At 61.6% G+C, this 15,036-nt stretch carries 11 protein-coding genes; 9 read left to right on the forward strand and 2 right to left on the reverse strand.

All coding sequences use genetic code 11. The features are described from left to right. Positions 1-15: 15 nt before the first annotated feature. Both folP and glmM read left to right on the forward strand, forming a co-directional pair. Positions 16-1,035, forward strand: a complete 1,020-nt coding sequence (folP, locus tag ACK3EW_RS11480) for a dihydropteroate synthase (protein ID WP_493809671.1) — start codon at positions 16-18, stop codon at positions 1,033-1,035. Beyond that, complete coding sequence (gene glmM / locus ACK3EW_RS11485) at positions 1,025-2,368, forward strand: phosphoglucosamine mutase (protein ID WP_493809672.1); 1,344 nt, start codon at positions 1,025-1,027, stop codon at positions 2,366-2,368. Before folP ends, glmM begins: the two co-directional genes overlap by 11 nt. A gap of 146 nt (positions 2,369-2,514) precedes the next feature. On the opposite strand, the gene proS is transcribed toward glmM, so the two are convergent. Continuing rightward, a complete protein-coding gene (gene proS / locus ACK3EW_RS11490) occupies positions 2,515-3,858 on the reverse strand; it encodes a proline--tRNA ligase (RefSeq protein WP_493809673.1) in 1,344 nt (447 codons plus the stop codon). 140 nt (positions 3,859-3,998) lie between these two features. Between proS and ACK3EW_RS11495 the strand changes: the two genes are divergently transcribed. The 6 genes from ACK3EW_RS11495 (at position 3,999) to ACK3EW_RS11520 (ending at position 12,346) form a co-directional block, all read left to right on the forward strand. Continuing rightward, on the forward strand, positions 3,999-5,615 hold the full coding sequence (locus ACK3EW_RS11495; RefSeq protein WP_493809674.1) for a pentapeptide repeat-containing protein: 1,617 nt from the start codon (positions 3,999-4,001) through the stop codon (positions 5,613-5,615). Between the two features lie 143 nt (positions 5,616-5,758). After that, a complete protein-coding gene (locus tag ACK3EW_RS11500; protein WP_493809675.1) occupies positions 5,759-7,258 on the forward strand; it encodes a sensor histidine kinase in 1,500 nt (499 codons plus the stop codon). Then, positions 7,255-8,202, forward strand: coding sequence for an ADP-ribosylglycohydrolase family protein (locus ACK3EW_RS11505; RefSeq protein ID WP_493809676.1), 948 nt, complete (start codon positions 7,255-7,257; stop codon positions 8,200-8,202). Before ACK3EW_RS11500 ends, ACK3EW_RS11505 begins: the two co-directional genes overlap by 4 nt. Before the next feature lie 138 nt (positions 8,203-8,340). After that, entirely contained in the window at positions 8,341-9,408 is a 1,068-nt protein-coding gene (locus ACK3EW_RS11510; RefSeq protein ID WP_439118841.1) for an AI-2E family transporter, read from the forward strand. Continuing rightward, the gene (locus tag ACK3EW_RS11515; protein WP_493809677.1) at positions 9,409-10,104 is read left to right on the forward strand and encodes an AAA family ATPase; all 696 of its coding nucleotides are present in this window, start codon (positions 9,409-9,411) and stop codon (positions 10,102-10,104) included. A gap of 67 nt (positions 10,105-10,171) precedes the next feature. Next, entirely contained in the window at positions 10,172-12,346 is a 2,175-nt protein-coding gene (locus tag ACK3EW_RS11520) for an RNA degradosome polyphosphate kinase (RefSeq protein ID WP_493809678.1), read from the forward strand. Between the two features lie 50 nt (positions 12,347-12,396). Here the strand turns inward: ACK3EW_RS11520 and ACK3EW_RS11525 are convergent, their stop codons facing one another. Further along, the gene (locus tag ACK3EW_RS11525) at positions 12,397-13,314 is read right to left on the reverse strand and encodes a ketopantoate reductase family protein (RefSeq protein WP_493809679.1); all 918 of its coding nucleotides are present in this window, start codon (positions 13,312-13,314) and stop codon (positions 12,397-12,399) included. A 164-nt stretch (positions 13,315-13,478) separates the two neighbouring features. Here ACK3EW_RS11525 and ACK3EW_RS11530 point away from each other — a divergent pair, with 164 nt between their 5' ends. Beyond that, entirely contained in the window at positions 13,479-15,026 is a 1,548-nt protein-coding gene (locus ACK3EW_RS11530; protein WP_493809680.1) for a Ppx/GppA family phosphatase, read from the forward strand. The last annotated feature ends 10 nt before the right edge of the window (positions 15,027-15,036 follow it).

Here is a 15,036-nt window from a genome sequence, read left to right on the forward strand (position 1 = left end):
TTTCATGCACGCGCCATGACAGTCTATTTTTGCCCCCTGCCCCAAAGCTCTGACCCGCGCCCCAAAGAGGCGTTTGCGCTTGCTGGTGGCCCGCTTTGGTTCACCGACGCGGTGGCCTTGCGGCGCGATGGCACGCCAGAGATCATCCCGGCGAAGGCCATCCCCGAGGATGTGCTGTCGCGGCTGACCGGTCCGCGCGCGCCTGTCGCGGGCATGGATATGGGCGGTGTGACCCTGATGGGCATTCTCAACGTCACGCCAGACAGTTTCTCGGATGGCGGTCGTTACCTTGATCCGGAAGCGGCAGTGGCACAGGCGCGGCGCATGGCTACCGAGGGTGCGGGGATCATCGACATTGGCGGCGAAAGCACCCGTCCGGGAGCAGAAACCGTGCCGGTGGACGAGGAAATCCGACGCGTGGCAGGGCCGATTGCGGCGATCGCGGCAGAACTGGACGTGCCGATCTCGATCGATACGCGAAAAGCGCCTGTCGCAGAGGCGGCGTTGAATGCCGGGGCGGCGCTGGTCAATGACGTGGCCGGGTTCACCTATGACGCGGGTCTTGCGCCGCTTTGTGCAGCGCGACAGGTGCCCGTCTGCGTGATGCATGCGCAAGGCGATCCGCAAACCATGCAGGACGCGCCGCGCTATGACGACGTGCGCCTGGATGTCTATGACTTCCTGTCCGAGCGGGTGGAGGCGCTGGTGGCGCAAGGCATTGCCCGCGATCAGGTCCTTGTCGATCCGGGCATCGGGTTCGGCAAGACGCTGGATCACAACCTTGCCCTGCTGCGCGACATCTCACTGTTTCACGGTTTGGGCTGTCCGATCTTGCTGGGCGCGTCGCGCAAGAAGTTCATCGGGACGATTTCAGGGGCTGGCACAGCGGACACACGGGTTGCGGGATCGGTTTCGGTGGCCTTGCATGGTGCTAGCCAAGGTGTGCAAGTCATCCGGGTACATGATGTTGATGAAACACGTCAGGCGTTGGCGCTCTGGCGTGCAATCGAGTGGGGTTTCGAGAATGGGGCGTAAGCTTTTTGGCACGGATGGCGTGCGCGGCACAGCGAATGTGCATCCGATGACGGCGGATATGGCACTACGGATTGGCGCGGCTGTCGGTCGGCATTTTCGTCAGGATTCCAAGGGCGTCCACCGTGTGGTGATTGGCAAGGACACGCGCCAATCGGGTTACATGTTCGAGAATGCCCTGACCGCCGGGCTGACCTCTGCCGGGATGAACGTGCTCTTGCTTGGCCCGGTGCCAACCCCGGCAGTCGGCCTCTTGACCCCGTCGATGCGCGCCGATCTGGGGATCATGATCTCGGCCAGCCACAACCCGGCGGCCGATAACGGGATCAAGTTCTTCGGCCCCGATGGGTTCAAGCTGTCGGACGCGGATGAAGCCGAAATCGAAGCGCTGATCGAAACCGGCGTCGAGTCGGCGCAGGCCGAGAATATCGGGCGCGCGAAACGCATCGACGACGGACGGTTTCGCTATCAGGAGCGGGTGAAGTCGACCTTTCCCTCGAATTTGCGGCTGGACGGGCTCAAGGTGGTGATCGATTGCGCCAATGGCGCTGCTTACAAAGCGGCCCCAGAAGTGCTTTGGGAACTGGGCGCAGACGTGATCCCGCTGGGTGTTACCCCGAACGGGGCAAACATCAACGAAGGCTGCGGGTCGACCCATCCGCAACTGGCCGCTGCCGCTGTTGTCGCACATGGCGCGGATGTGGGGATCTGTCTGGATGGCGATGCCGACCGGGTGATCCTGATCGACGAGACCGGACAAGTCGCCGATGGGGACCAGATCATGGCGCTGATGGCCGCGCGTTGGGCAGAGGAACATCGCCTGCGCGATGGGGTTCTGGTGGCGACGGTGATGTCCAATCTTGGCCTTGAGCGCTTCCTGACCGGGCGCGGATTGCGGCTGGAACGCACCAGCGTCGGCGACCGCTACGTGGTCGAGGCGATGCGGCGCGGCGGCTGGAACCTGGGCGGGGAACAGTCCGGCCATATCGTGATGACCGATTACGCCACGACCGGCGACGGGTTGATGGCCGGGCTGCAGTTTCTGGGCGAGATGTGCCGCACCGGCAAACCTGCGAGCGCGCTTGCCCGCAGTTTCGATCCGGTGCCGCAACTGCTCAAGAACGTGCGCTATGATCCTTCGGTTACGCCGCTTGAGGTGGCGTCAGTCAAGGCCGCCATCGCAGATGCCGAAGCGCGGCTGAACGGCAGCGGGCGGCTCTTGATCCGCAAGTCTGGAACAGAACCGCTGATCCGGGTGATGGCGGAATGCGAGGACGAGGCGCTGTTGCTCGAGGTTGTTGACGGCATCGTGGCAGAGGTCGCCGCGTCGGTCTGAGGCGGGGCCGGATGGGTCGACCCATCCGGCGTTTGCGTTGACGCAAACGGGCCTAGGCTGTGAAACCCATGGCCCGATCCGGCAGCGCGAGGATGCGTTGACGCATCCCCTGTTTGCGTTGACGCAAACACGCCCGGAGTTCGGGATCAGGCGGTGGCCTTGCCGTAGATGGCGGCGATCCGCGCAATCGCCTGTTCGGGCGGCAGTTCCTCGCTCTCGCCTGTACGGCGTGAGGTCAGTTCCACAACCCCGTTCTTGAGCCCGCGCGGGCCGACGGTGATGCGCCATGGCAGGCCGATGAGGTCCATCGTGGCAAATTTGCCGCCTGCGCGTTCGTTGCGGTCATCGTAAAGCGGCTCAAGCCCAATCGCGGTGAGGCTGTTGTAGAGCGCGTCGCACGCGGCATCCGCCTCTTCATCGCCCTGCTTGAGGTTGACGATCCCGCAATGGAACGGGGTCACCCCTTCGGGCCAGATGATGCCATTGTCGTCGTGGCTGGCTTCGATGATCGCCCCCAGTAGACGGCTGACGCCGATGCCGTGGCTGCCCATATGAACCGGCACCTTGTTGCCTTCTGAATCCGCCACGGTCGCGCCCATGGCGTCGGAATACTTGGTGCCGAAGTAGAAGATCTGCCCCACTTCGATGCCGCGCGCGGTGCGGCGGCGCTCTTCGGGGACCTTGGCGAATTCGGCCTCGTCATGGGTTTCGTCGGTGCGGGCATAGCGCGAGGTGAACTCTTCCAGAACCGCCTGACACTGGGCCACGTCATCATAGTCGATGGCACGGTCGCCGAATTTCAGATCGGTGATCTGGCTGTCATAGAACACCTCAGACTCTCCGGTTTCGGCCAAAACGAGGAATTCATGCGTGTCGTCGCCCCCGATGGGACCAGAGTCCGCGCGCATCGGGATCGCCTGCAGGCCCATGCGTTCGTAGGTGCGCAGGTAGCTGACCAGATGGCGGTTGTAGGCGTGCAGCGCGTCTTCCTTGGTGAGGTCGAAATTGTAGCCGTCCTTCATCAGGAATTCGCGGCCCCGCATCACGCCAAAGCGTGGGCGGATCTCGTCGCGGAATTTCCATTGGATGTGGTAGAGCGTCAGCGGCAGGTCTTTGTAGCTGCCCACATGGGATCGGAAGATGTCGGTGATCATCTCTTCGTTGGTGGGACCATAGAGCATATCGCGGTCTTGCCGGTCGCGGATGCGCAGCATTTCGGGGCCGTAGGCATCGTAGCGGCCGGATTCTTTCCACAAGTCAGCGGATTGCAGCGTCGGCATCAGCATCGGTATATGGCCCGCGCGCACCTGTTCTTCGTGCACAATCTGTTCGATGTTGCGCAGCACCCTGTAGCCCAGCGGCAGCCACGAATAGATGCCGGCGCTGGCTTGCTTGATCATGCCGGCACGCAGCATCAGCCGGTGGCTGACGATCTGGGCCTCGGCGGGGGTTTCCTTGAGAACGGGCAGAAAATAGCGGGACAGGCGCATCTGGGACCTCGGATGGGTGGTTTGGCTCGTCCTAGCGGGTTGCAGCGGCACCGACAAGTGCCGGTGGCCTCCGACGCGCTTGGTATGGTCCTTGCAGACCCGGTCGGTTGGTGGCGGCGGCCTGAACGATCGGGATGTGAATGAACGAAAGCGTGACGATTGCTTTGCAGGTGCCGCAGCACATCATGCAGGCTGTCGGCGTTGTGGAAGGCATTGTTCTAGCTGCGATCGTTCTGGTCACGTCGTGGTGGCGCAAGCGTCACACTCAGATCACAAGTCACATCTTCGCATCGTACCGGTTGGAACGGCGTTTCGCCCGTGCCGCTGCGCGTTTGTCAGAAACGGCGACGGCAGATGGGTCTATTCCCGATACGCGGATCGACGCGCTGAGGTCTCTGGACGCAATATCGCAGGACGCGATGCGCCTTGGCGTGTGGCATCTCCATATCAAGGTAATGACCCGGTTGTGCGCCTATGTGCGGGATACGGCCCCGTCGCGGGACGCAGTCGATTTTCCCCTGCCACCGTGGCAAAGCCTGCATGACGCCGCAACCCATACCGAGAAAATAGCACATCTGGCATGGCGCGAGGTTCGGTTTGCCAACCGTGTCACTCCGAACGCCCGCGCCTGGGCAGCCTCTCTGCCCCGCCCCCCTGCCGATATCGCGCTGGCGCTTCGGATCATCGGGCGCGGCATGCCCAAAGATTGCGCGGCAGATCCTGGAGCCCTCGACCTTCGGGGGCGTGTTACACCTTGCCCGGCCTTGCCCGACCCCGGTGGCTCGGCCCCGTTGAGCGCAGAGGCGATCGAGCAGCACAAGACGGCGCTGCGTATATGGCGCGCGGCTCTTGCCACCCATGATGGCTACCGTCTGGATCTGAGGAACACCAACCTGCAAGCCGCCAACCTTTCGGGTCTTGTGCTGAGTGGCTGCCGTTTGGATGGCGCGCGGCTGGAAGGCGCACTGCTGGACGGAACACGGCTGGAAGGGGCGACCCTGAGGGATGCCCGGCTGGACGGGGCGGATCTTTGTGCGGCTCGATTGCAGGGGGCGGACCTGCGCCGGGCGCACCTTGAAGCGGCAGTTCTGCGCGGGGCGCATTTGCAGGGAGCAAACCTCAGAAGAACCCGAATGGAATGGGCGAACTGCAAAGACGCCCGGCTGGACGGCGCAGAGCTGCACGAGGCGCAGCTCGAAATTGTGTCCTTCTACAAGGCGTCGATGACGGGTGCGGTGTTTTACAAGGCAAGAATGGGTGGCGCGGTTCTCAGGCAGGCGCGGCTTGAGGGGGCCGATTTCACACGCGCCCGGATGCCTTGGGCCAACTTGCGTGAGGCCCGACTGGAACATGCAAATCTTGGCTGGGCACAGTTGGAGGACGCTGATCTTGCAGAGGCGGTGCTGACGGGTGCGGACCTGTTCAAGGCACGGCTTGAAAGGGTCGACCTCAGGCGGGCGCACATAATCGGGGTCAGTTTTTCAAAGGTTGGCGTATCGGGACCAATGTCGGTGACCGGCGCGATGTTCCAGAAAACTGTTTTGGATGATCTAGACCTTACGAACCTCGACATCACCCAGACGCAGATCGACCAATGCCACGGAAATGCCAGTGTTCTGTTGCCACACGGGATCACCGCCCCGGCTCATTGGCCAGCTCAGTTTGCCCAAGCAGCGCCCGCGGACGTGACACAGGATAAATGCTTGCAATGGCGTGATGTTCCGGAAAAACGCAGAGTGCCCACCAAACCTGCCTGAGCACCCATCGCATTGCCGCACCAGACCGGGCTGACCATATACTGCCCGCGCGTCACCTCACGGCATTGCGCCCTGACATGTGGACTCTGCCCGGAAAATCGACCAGCTTGGTTGCGGTAACAGTCGCAGAGAACGGGTTGAGAATGACGGGTGACATGCTTGTTCACGAGGAAACCAACCCTCTGACAGAAATTCTGGCCCTCGGTTTCGAGGCGGTGCCTTTTGCGGCGTTGTTCTATCAGCCAGACGACAACCTGACGCTCTTGTGGCGCAATTCGGCACATGCGGTGATGTCGGCCTCGGTTGGTGCCGATATCAGTGGCATGGGCATGTTCGAAGCCTTTCCGCCCAGCGCGGATGCTGCCGGATCGGATGCGGTGAATTTCATCCGCAACGCCACCGACGAAATCATGCGCACAGGCAAACCACAAGAGGTCGGTCCCGCCCGGTTTGATCTGCTGAGCGACGAGGGCCACTATGTCGAACACCATTGGCAAATGCATTTCGCGCCGATCCGAAAAGACGGCAAGATCATCGCTATCCTGCAAACCGCACGCGACGTGACCGAGGCGACATTGACCGCCCGACTGGCGCAAAGCCACCGGCGGGCCGCCATGTCGACGACGTCAGTCGCTTATTTCAGCTATGATCCCGAGACCGACCTGTTCCTGCGCAACGACGCCATCGACGCGATGTTCGGCTTTGCCCCCGAGGAGGCCGGTCCCTATGCGGCGCCATTCTTTGAACGGGTCCACAAGGACGACATCGGCGCGGTTCATGACGAAGTGGCTCGTGTGTTGGCGGCTCCGCACGGCGAGATCGCATCCTTCGACTACAGGGTGCCGCTGCCCTCGGGTGAGGAACGCTTTGTCCGTATCCGCGGCGAAATCGCGACCGACCCGGTTGACCGCCGCCCCAAGCTGGTGGGCACTTTTGTCGACTTGACCGATATCGAAACCGCCCGACGCGACCTCCAACAGGCGGTTCATGTCCGCGAAGCGCTGGTGATCGAGGCCAACCACCGGATCAAGAACAGCTTGCAGATCGCACTGTCACTGCTGCGCCTGCAATCCAGCAAACTGATGATGGCGGGCGGGCCCGCCGCCGACCGGGCGCGCGAAGCCTTGCGCGCGGTTGAATCGCGTGTCCGCGCGGTGGCGGATGTTCATGCGGCAATCCAGATAGACGATGATGTTGCCCAGATCGACCTTGTCACGCTGTTCAACCGATTGGTTCTCTCGACCCGCAAAAGCGCGGAACTGCCCGAAGGCGCGATGATCTTCACCTACCCGACCGAAGTGATCCGCCTCAAAAGCGATACAGCTATCGCATTGAGCCTGATGTTGAACGAATTGCTGACCAACGCGATCAAATACGGCGCGCCACGCGAACACGCTCCGGTCACGCTCGATCTGGTCATAGACGATGGCCGTGAATTGCAGATCACCGTGTCGAACGCGGATTTGAATGCCGGCGCATCGCAGCTTGATATCGACTCCACAGGGACCGGCGAACGTCTTGTCCAGCAATTCGCAGCCCAGATTGGCGCGGAAATCGAACGGACGAAAGATGGCAAACGGGTGGTTGCGAAAGTTACCATGCCGCTGGAACCATCGCCCATCGCTTTGGATCCGGCACAATGAGTGGCACACCCAAATCGGCCATGCTTCTGGGGGCGCTTGTGGCGGATGCAGCAAGCCTTGGGCTGCACTGGCTTTACGACCCGGACCGGATCGCCAGCATCACGGCACAGCGAGGCACCGCCAACTTTGCCCCGGTAGATGCGGCGTTTTTCGATGGCGTCCCCGGCTATTTTGCACATGCCGACCGGCATGCCGGAATGCTGACGCAATATGGCGAAGCCCTATACGTCGAGATGCGCTGCATGATCGCCAATGACGGAGCCTTCGACGACAACGCCCAGCGTGCTGCCTTTGCCGCATATTTCGGACCGGGCGGGGCCTACACGGGCTATATCGACCGCCCGACCCGGGGTGCGCTGGACAATATCGCCTTGGATCAGGTGCCGTCCGGGATCGACGATGACCAGAACCCCGCTCTCACCCGGTTGCCCGCCATCGTGGCGATGTATCATGACGCGCCCGATCTGACCGCGCGGGCGGACGCGGCGATGCAGATCACAAATGTGAACTCGGTTGCGGCGGCGTATAACGCGGTTTTTGCCGACCTGTTGCGCAGCGTTCTGAACGGCGCACCTATTGCCGAAGCGCTGCTCGCCGCAGCAAACGGAGCAACGGGCGAAGTTCAGGCTGCGTTGCGGGATGCGCTGACCACACCAGAGACAGACTCGACCGCCTATGCAGGACGTGTCGGGCGCGCCTGCCACCTGCCCACGGCCGGGCCTGTGATGTTCCATGTGCTGCGCCACGCAAGCAGTTATGCCAATGCCGTGGAACGCAACATTCTGGCCGGTGGCGACAGTGCAGGCCGGTCCTTGATGATCGGTGCAGCGATGGCGGCGGACCATGGGATCGCAACATCCAAAGGCATACCACTGGACTGGATGTTGCACCTGACCGACGGTGCAGCGATTTGGCAGGCGTGCCGCGCGCTGGGTCGCGACTGAGACCGAACGTGTGAGACGGGGCGGATTTGCGGCATCGCAAAAAAATCGATGCGTCGACGCATCGGGCACATCAAACCCACCTCTTGAAACCCTCCCCCGGACAGGCGATGTAGGAACAGGATCACAGGGGCAGATCGGATGGCACTTCCCGCGCGGGACCAGCTGAAATATTGGAGCATTGCTGCCATCGTTTTCGCGGTGGTGCTGTGGTTCCTTGGCGACGTGCTGCTGCCCTTCGTGCTGGGCGGCGCGATTGCCTATTTCCTTGATCCGGTGGCCGACCGTCTGGAACGCATGGGCTTTAGCCGCGTCATGGCAACCGCTATCATCACAGTGGTCGGGCTGTTGGCCTTTGTCCTGCTGTTGCTGTGGGTGATCCCGTCGCTGGTCAATCAGGCGCTGGACCTCTTTGATGTGGCACCCACATTGTTTGCAAACCTGCGCGATTTCCTGATCGAGCGTTTCCCGGACATCATGGACACCGAAAGCCCGCTGCGGCAATCACTGGTCTCGATCGGCGAAACCATCAAGGCACGTGGCGGCGAGTTGCTGAACACAGTGCTGAGTTCTGCGGCGGGGATCATCAATATCGTGATGCTCTTCGTGATCGTCCCGGTGGTTGCGGTCTATCTGCTGCTTGACTGGGACAATATGGTTGCCCGCATCGACCAATTGCTGCCACGAGATCACGCGCCGACCATTCGCAAACTGGCTAAGGATATCGACCGCACGCTGGCCAGCTTTATCCGCGGCATGGGCACGGTTTGCATCATTCTTGGCACCTATTACGCAGTGGCGCTGATGCTCATCGGGCTGCAATTCGGACTGGTTGTGGGGTTCGTCGCAGGTCTGGTGACCTTCATCCCCTATCTTGGCGCACTAATCGGCGGGGCTCTGGCGATTGGCCTCGCGCTGTTCCAGTTCTGGGGCGATTGGCTGTCCATCGGTCTTGTTGCAGGCGTGTTCGTGCTGGGACAGGTGATCGAAGGCAACGTCCTGACGCCCAAGCTGGTTGGCTCCTCCGTTGGGCTGCACCCGGTCTGGCTGATCCTTGCACTGTCGATCTTCGGCACGCTGTTCGGCTTTGTCGGCATGCTGGTCGCAGTGCCCGTCGCCGCCTCTATCGGTGTCATCACGCGCTTTGCCGCGAACCAATATCTTCAAAGCCGGCTGTATCGCGGGTTGAGTGATCAGGACCGGGAATAAATGGCCCTTCAGATGAAATTCGACATCCCAGCGCGCCCTGCGCTGGGGCGCGGCGACTTTTATGTCACCCACAGCAACGCGGTAGCGTTGGGGCTGGTGGACACGTGGCCAAACTGGCCCAATGGCAAGCTGGTGCTGGTCGGACCTTCTGGATCAGGCAAGACCCATCTGGCCCATGTCTGGTGCGCCGAAAGCGGTGCTCGGATGATTGCCGCACAGGATATCCGCACTGACGACGTCCCGAACCTTGCCGATGGACCGGTCTGTATCGAAGATGTTGAGGATATCGCAGGGAACACTGACGCCGAAGAAGCGCTCTTCCACCTGCACAATCTTGTTCTGGCCAATGGCCATTCCATGCTGTTGACCGCCACGCGGGCCCCGTCGGCATGGCCGATCCAGTTGCCCGATCTGGCCAGCCGCATGTCCGGCACCACTGTGGCCAAGCTGGCGACTCCGGACGATATTCTGCTCTCTGCCGTTCTGGCCAAGCTTTTTGCCGACCGTCAGATCGTACCGATGGCGGATGTGATCCCCTATCTGGTGCGCTGGATGCCCCGATCGTTCGAAGCCGCGGGTCAGGTTGTCGCACATCTGGACACCGAAGCCTTAGGCACCCCCAAGGGCGTGACCCGCAGCTTGGCGCGAACCGCGCTGGCCGAGCTTGAATTCCGCGAAGAAACAGCGTCAGACTAGGCGCTTAGGGTGATGTCCTCAGGCTCGGCGTCACCGAACTGTCACGCGCCACCGCTAAAGGACCGTCATGAACAGCGCAGACTTCCTGAACGCCCCCGCCCCCAATCCCGCCGAATTGCCGGATCTCGACATGACCGGTCCCGGTCGGTTCTTCAATCGCGAGATGTCGTGGCTGGGCTTCAACTGGCGTGTTCTTGAAGAAGCCGAAAACCCGCGTGTGCCCCTGCTGGAACGGCTACGCTTTCTGTCGATCTCGGCCACCAACCTTGACGAATTCTATACCGTGCGCGTGGCCGGTCTGCGCGAACTGGCACAGGCAGGCAATGTGACCCCTGCCGCCGACGGCCTGACCCCGGCGGAACAATTGGTGCTGATCAACGAAGACGCCCGCAAACTGATGGCGTCGCAGCAGCGCGTCCTTGCTGATCTGCGACAGCAGATGGAGGCCGAAGGCATCTCGATCCTGACGCGCGACGATCTGGACGACGCTGATCTGATCCATCTTGAAGACGTGTTCCTGAATCAGGTGTTCCCGGTGCTGTCGCCGCTGGCCATTGACCCGGCGCATCCTTTTCCATTCATTGCCAACAACGGATATTGTCTTGCGTTGCAACTTGAACGCCGCAAGGACAAGACCGGACTTCAGGCGCTCTTGCCGATACCGGCGCAGGTCGCGCGCTTTGTTTCTTTGCCGCCGCGCGATGGATCGGACCGGTTCATTTTCCTCGAAGACCTTCTGCTGCTGCATTTCGACCGGCTCTTTCCCGGCTACAAACTGCGTGACCATTTCGGGTTTCGGGTGCTGCGCGACAGCGATATCGAAGTTGAGGACGAGGCCGAGGACCTCGTGCGCGAATTCGAGGTCGCGCTGAAACGGCGGCGACGTGGCGAGGTGGTGCGTCTGACGGTCACCGCGGGCGCCCCGAAAACCCTGCGCGAAACGGTGATGCGCGAGTTGCGCGTGCGCGACGACGACGTAATTGAACTGACCGGCATGATCGGGGCTGCAGACCTCAAAGAGCTGGTGTTGGACAGTCGCCCTGACCTGTTGTGGCCTGTCTTTACACCGCGTGTGCCTGAACGGGTGCAGGATTTTGACGGCGACATGTTTGCAGCGATCAAGCAGAAGGACATGCTGCTGCACCACCCTTACGAGACCTTCGACATGGTGGTGCGGTTTCTGGCGCAAGCCGCACGCGATCCCGATGTTGTGGCGATCAAACAGACGCTCTACCGCACATCGCGCCAATCCCCCATTGTCGCCGCCCTGTGCGAAGCCGCAGAGGACGGAAAATCCGTCACCGCCCTTGTCGAGTTGAAGGCCCGCTTTGACGAGGCCGCCAATATCCGGCAGTCCCGCAGGTTGGAACGGTCCGGCGCGCATGTGGTATACGGCTTTCTCGACTGGAAGACCCATGCCAAGATCTCGATCGTGGTGCGCCGCGAAGGCGACCGTCTGGTCACTTACACCCATTATGGCACCGGAAATTATCATCCGATCACCGCGACGATCTACACCGATCTGAGCTTTTTCACTTGCGACGCGTCATTGGGGCGGGATGCCACCAAGGTGTTCAACTACCTGTCGGGCTATGCCCTGCCCGACGGTCTGGAAAACCTGAGCATCTCGCCGCATTCGCTCAAGCCCAAGATGCTGGAACTGATCGCCGCCGAAGCCGATCATGCCCGCGCAGGCAAGCCTGCCCAGATTTGGCTCAAGATGAATTCGTTGATCGAACCCGACATGATCGACGCGCTCTATGCCGCCAGCCAGGCCGGGGTGAAAATCGACTGCGTGATCCGTGGCATCTGCGGCCTGCGCCCGGGGGTCAAAGGGCTCAGTGAGAACATCCGTGTCAAATCCATTGTCGGGCGGTTTCTCGAACACTCGCGGATCATCTGTTTCGGCAATGGCTACGGCCTGCCGCACAAGAAAGCCCGCGTGTTCATGTCCTCTGCCGATTGGATGGGCCGAAATCTGACCCGCCGGGTGGAAACACTGGTCGAGATCGAAAACGTGACCGTCAAAGCGCAGATCGTCAGTCAGATCATGGCGGCGAACCTCGCGGATGTGGCGCAAAGCTGGATCATGCAGCCGGATGGTGCGTTTGTCCGCACAACATGGGACGAAGGGGCGTTTGCCTTCAACTGCCACCGGTTCTTCATGGAGAACCCGTCGTTGTCAGGCCGTGGATCGGCGGGCGCATCCGACGTGCCCAAACTGACCCACACCGAGGAATAGGGCGCAGGAAGACCTTTCGAAAGGTCTTGCCCGCTTTTCGAAAAGCGGGATCAGCGCCCATGTTTATGGGGCAAGAGGATCGCATAAAGCGCGGCGTTGACAGGTGCGTCGATCCCGGCTTTCGCCGCAAGGCGCGTGGCGGCACCTGACACCCACTCGATTTCAAGCGGTCGACCATGTTCAAGGTCGATGGCCGTCGACGCCCGCCCCTGCGCCGGAAACGACATCAAGGTCTCCCAGATCTGCGCTTCCAGTTCGGTATCCAGTGCGACACCCAAGGCACGACCGACCTGCGCGGTTTCCGACATGGCCCGTTTGAACAAGGCTTCAAGCTCCGGAGTGGTGCGCACATCGCCAATGGTGCAGCGCCCCGCCGCCGTGACCCCGGACAGCGCTGAGAACAGGACAAACTTGGACCAAAGTTCCTTGTCGATGTCGTCAGTCTCGGGCGCGGCCGATCCGGCTGCGTTGATCGCAGCGCGCAGGGCGTCGATGCGGGCGGACGGGCGACTGTCGCGCTCTGCAAAGATGAAGGAGTGGAATGCGCCGGTTTGGGTGATGACCCCCGGTGCGGAAATGGTGGTCGACACGCGCGCAACGCCATTGCCAACATTGCCTTCGGGCAAAATCGCCGACAGCCTGTCCGACGCTTCGACCCCATTCAGAAATGGCACCACCACTGTTTCGGGGCCGATCATCGGCAGACAGGCCCGAGCCGCGTCGTCAAGCGCGTCGCCCTTCACGCCAAAGATGATGGCGTCGACGACGCCCACCTCGTCTGGTCGATCAGTCGCGATCTCGGGACGTGCAATCTCGGTCCCCGATGAACTGTCCAATCGCAAACCGTTGGCCCGGATCGCGTCCAGATGCGCCCCGCGGGCAATGGTCGCAACGCTGTGCCCGGCATTGGCCAGTTTGACCGCCAGAAATCCACCAATTCCGCCTGTGGCCATGGTTGCAATCCGCATGATAGCCGCTCCTATGTGCTGCCTGTGATGCGGATCAGAATGACCGATTTTCCACCCATCGAAAAGGCGATACCGGACCGTACGTCACACAAAACCGCAGCCATGTTTTCTTGACCTTCGCGTTGCGCTTTGACACGGTGCGCGCAACTTGACCGGGAGGCCACATGGACGGAAACTCCGACGCCGAACACGATCCAATGGGCCTGTTCGGCCGCCCCCTGTTCAACGACCCCAAGGCTCGCGCGCTCAGCCGCGTGGGTGTTGTCGATATCGGCTCGAACTCGGTCCGCCTCGTCGTGTTCGACGGGGCGGCGCGATCCCCCGCGTATTTTTACAACGAAAAGCTCATGTGCGCCTTGGGTGCAGGCATGTCCGATACCGGGCGTCTGAACCCCGAAGGACGCGCGCGGGCACTGCAAGCCCTGAAACGGTTTCAGGCGCTGGCCGAAGGCATGAACCTTCCGCCGCTGACCGTGGTGGCCACCGCCGCTGTGCGCGAGGCCGAGGACGGCCCCGATTTCCGCGATGACGTGCTGCGCGAGACCGGCTTGCGCATTTGGGTTATCGGCGGCGAGGAGGAGGCGCGGCTGTCTGCGCAGGGCGTGCTTTTGGGGTGGCCCGGCAGCTATGGACTGGTCTGCGACATCGGCGGGTCGTCCATGGAGCTGGCCGAGATTTCCGATGGTCTTGTCGGACGCCGCATCAGTTCCAATCTCGGACCCCTGAAACTGCGCGATCTCAAGGGGGGTCAGAAAGGCCGGGACGACCACATCAAGGCCGTGATGGCCAAGCTGGCCGATCACATGGGGCCACAGCGGGACCGCCTGTTCCTTGTCGGTGGTTCATGGCGCGCCATTGCGCGGATCGACATGTATCGACGCGGCTATCCGCTGCACGTTTTGCATGAATACCGGATGGACAAGAAAGCGGTGAATCAGACTGTGAAGTTTATCAAGTCAAGCGACATCGAAGAGCTTCGGCAAGCCTGCGGCGTCTCCTCGGCGCGGATGGAACTGGTGCCCTACGCCGTCGATGTTCTCAAACGGTTGGTGCAGACGTTCAAGCCCAAGGATATCGCGATTTCGAGCTATGGCATCCGCGAAGGCCTGCTCTACGAACAAATGCCACAGGAATTGCGCGACCGGGACCCGCTGATCGAAGCCTGCCGCTTTGCCGAGGCCAAGGACGCGCGTCTGCCGGGATTTGGCAAAAAACTGTTCCGCTTTGTCACGCCACTGTTTTCAAATGCCGACGCCGCGCGGATGCGGCTGATCAAGGCCGCCTGCCTCTTGCACGACGTAAGCTGGCGCGCACATCCAGATTACCGCGCCGAGACCTGTTTCGACAACGCCACGCGGGCCAATCTTGGCGGCTTGAAACACTCGGAACGCGTGTTCCTGGGACTGGCACTGCTGCACCGCTACAAGAACAAGCGCGAAGGCACGCGTTTTGAAGAACTCGAAGGGCTGTTGTCCGAAAAAGCAACGCTGGAAGCCGAAGTGCTGGGCAAGGCGCTGCGCTTTGGCTCCATGCTGTGGATGTCCGATGCCAGTGCGGATGGCACCGCGCTTGAATGGCGGCCGCGCAAAAAGCTGTTGCGCCTCAAACTGACACCGGATTCCGTGCCGCTCTATGGCGAGGTGGCCGAGGCGCGCTTCCTGTCGCTGGCGGCGTCGCTTGGGGCTGGGACCGAAGTGGTGGTGCAACGCTAGAAGAAGCGTC

It is taken from the genome of Marivita sp. NO-S04, assembly GCF_059070475.1.

Excerpts from the sequence above, each read along its gene's own strand:
- ACK3EW_RS11495 (WP_493809674.1), top strand. The coding sequence starts at position 3,999 with ATGAACGAAAGCGTGACGATTGCTTTGCAGGTGCCGCAGCACATCATG.
- proS (WP_493809673.1), bottom strand. The coding sequence starts at position 3,858 with ATGCGCCTGTCCCGCTATTTTCTGCCCGTTCTCAAGGAAACCCCCGCC.
- ACK3EW_RS11520 (WP_493809678.1), top strand. The coding sequence starts at position 10,172 with ATGAACAGCGCAGACTTCCTGAACGCCCCCGCCCCCAATCCCGCCGAA.
- ACK3EW_RS11530 (WP_493809680.1), top strand. The coding sequence starts at position 13,479 with ATGGACGGAAACTCCGACGCCGAACACGATCCAATGGGCCTGTTCGGC.
- folP (WP_493809671.1), top strand. The coding sequence starts at position 16 with ATGACAGTCTATTTTTGCCCCCTGCCCCAAAGCTCTGACCCGCGCCCC.
- ACK3EW_RS11500 (WP_493809675.1), top strand. The coding sequence starts at position 5,759 with ATGACGGGTGACATGCTTGTTCACGAGGAAACCAACCCTCTGACAGAA.
- ACK3EW_RS11515 (WP_493809677.1), top strand. The coding sequence starts at position 9,409 with ATGGCCCTTCAGATGAAATTCGACATCCCAGCGCGCCCTGCGCTGGGG.
- ACK3EW_RS11505 (WP_493809676.1), top strand. The coding sequence starts at position 7,255 with ATGAGTGGCACACCCAAATCGGCCATGCTTCTGGGGGCGCTTGTGGCG.
- ACK3EW_RS11510 (WP_439118841.1), top strand. The coding sequence starts at position 8,341 with ATGGCACTTCCCGCGCGGGACCAGCTGAAATATTGGAGCATTGCTGCC.
- ACK3EW_RS11525 (WP_493809679.1), bottom strand. The coding sequence starts at position 13,314 with ATGCGGATTGCAACCATGGCCACAGGCGGAATTGGTGGATTTCTGGCG.
- glmM (WP_493809672.1), top strand. The coding sequence starts at position 1,025 with ATGGGGCGTAAGCTTTTTGGCACGGATGGCGTGCGCGGCACAGCGAAT.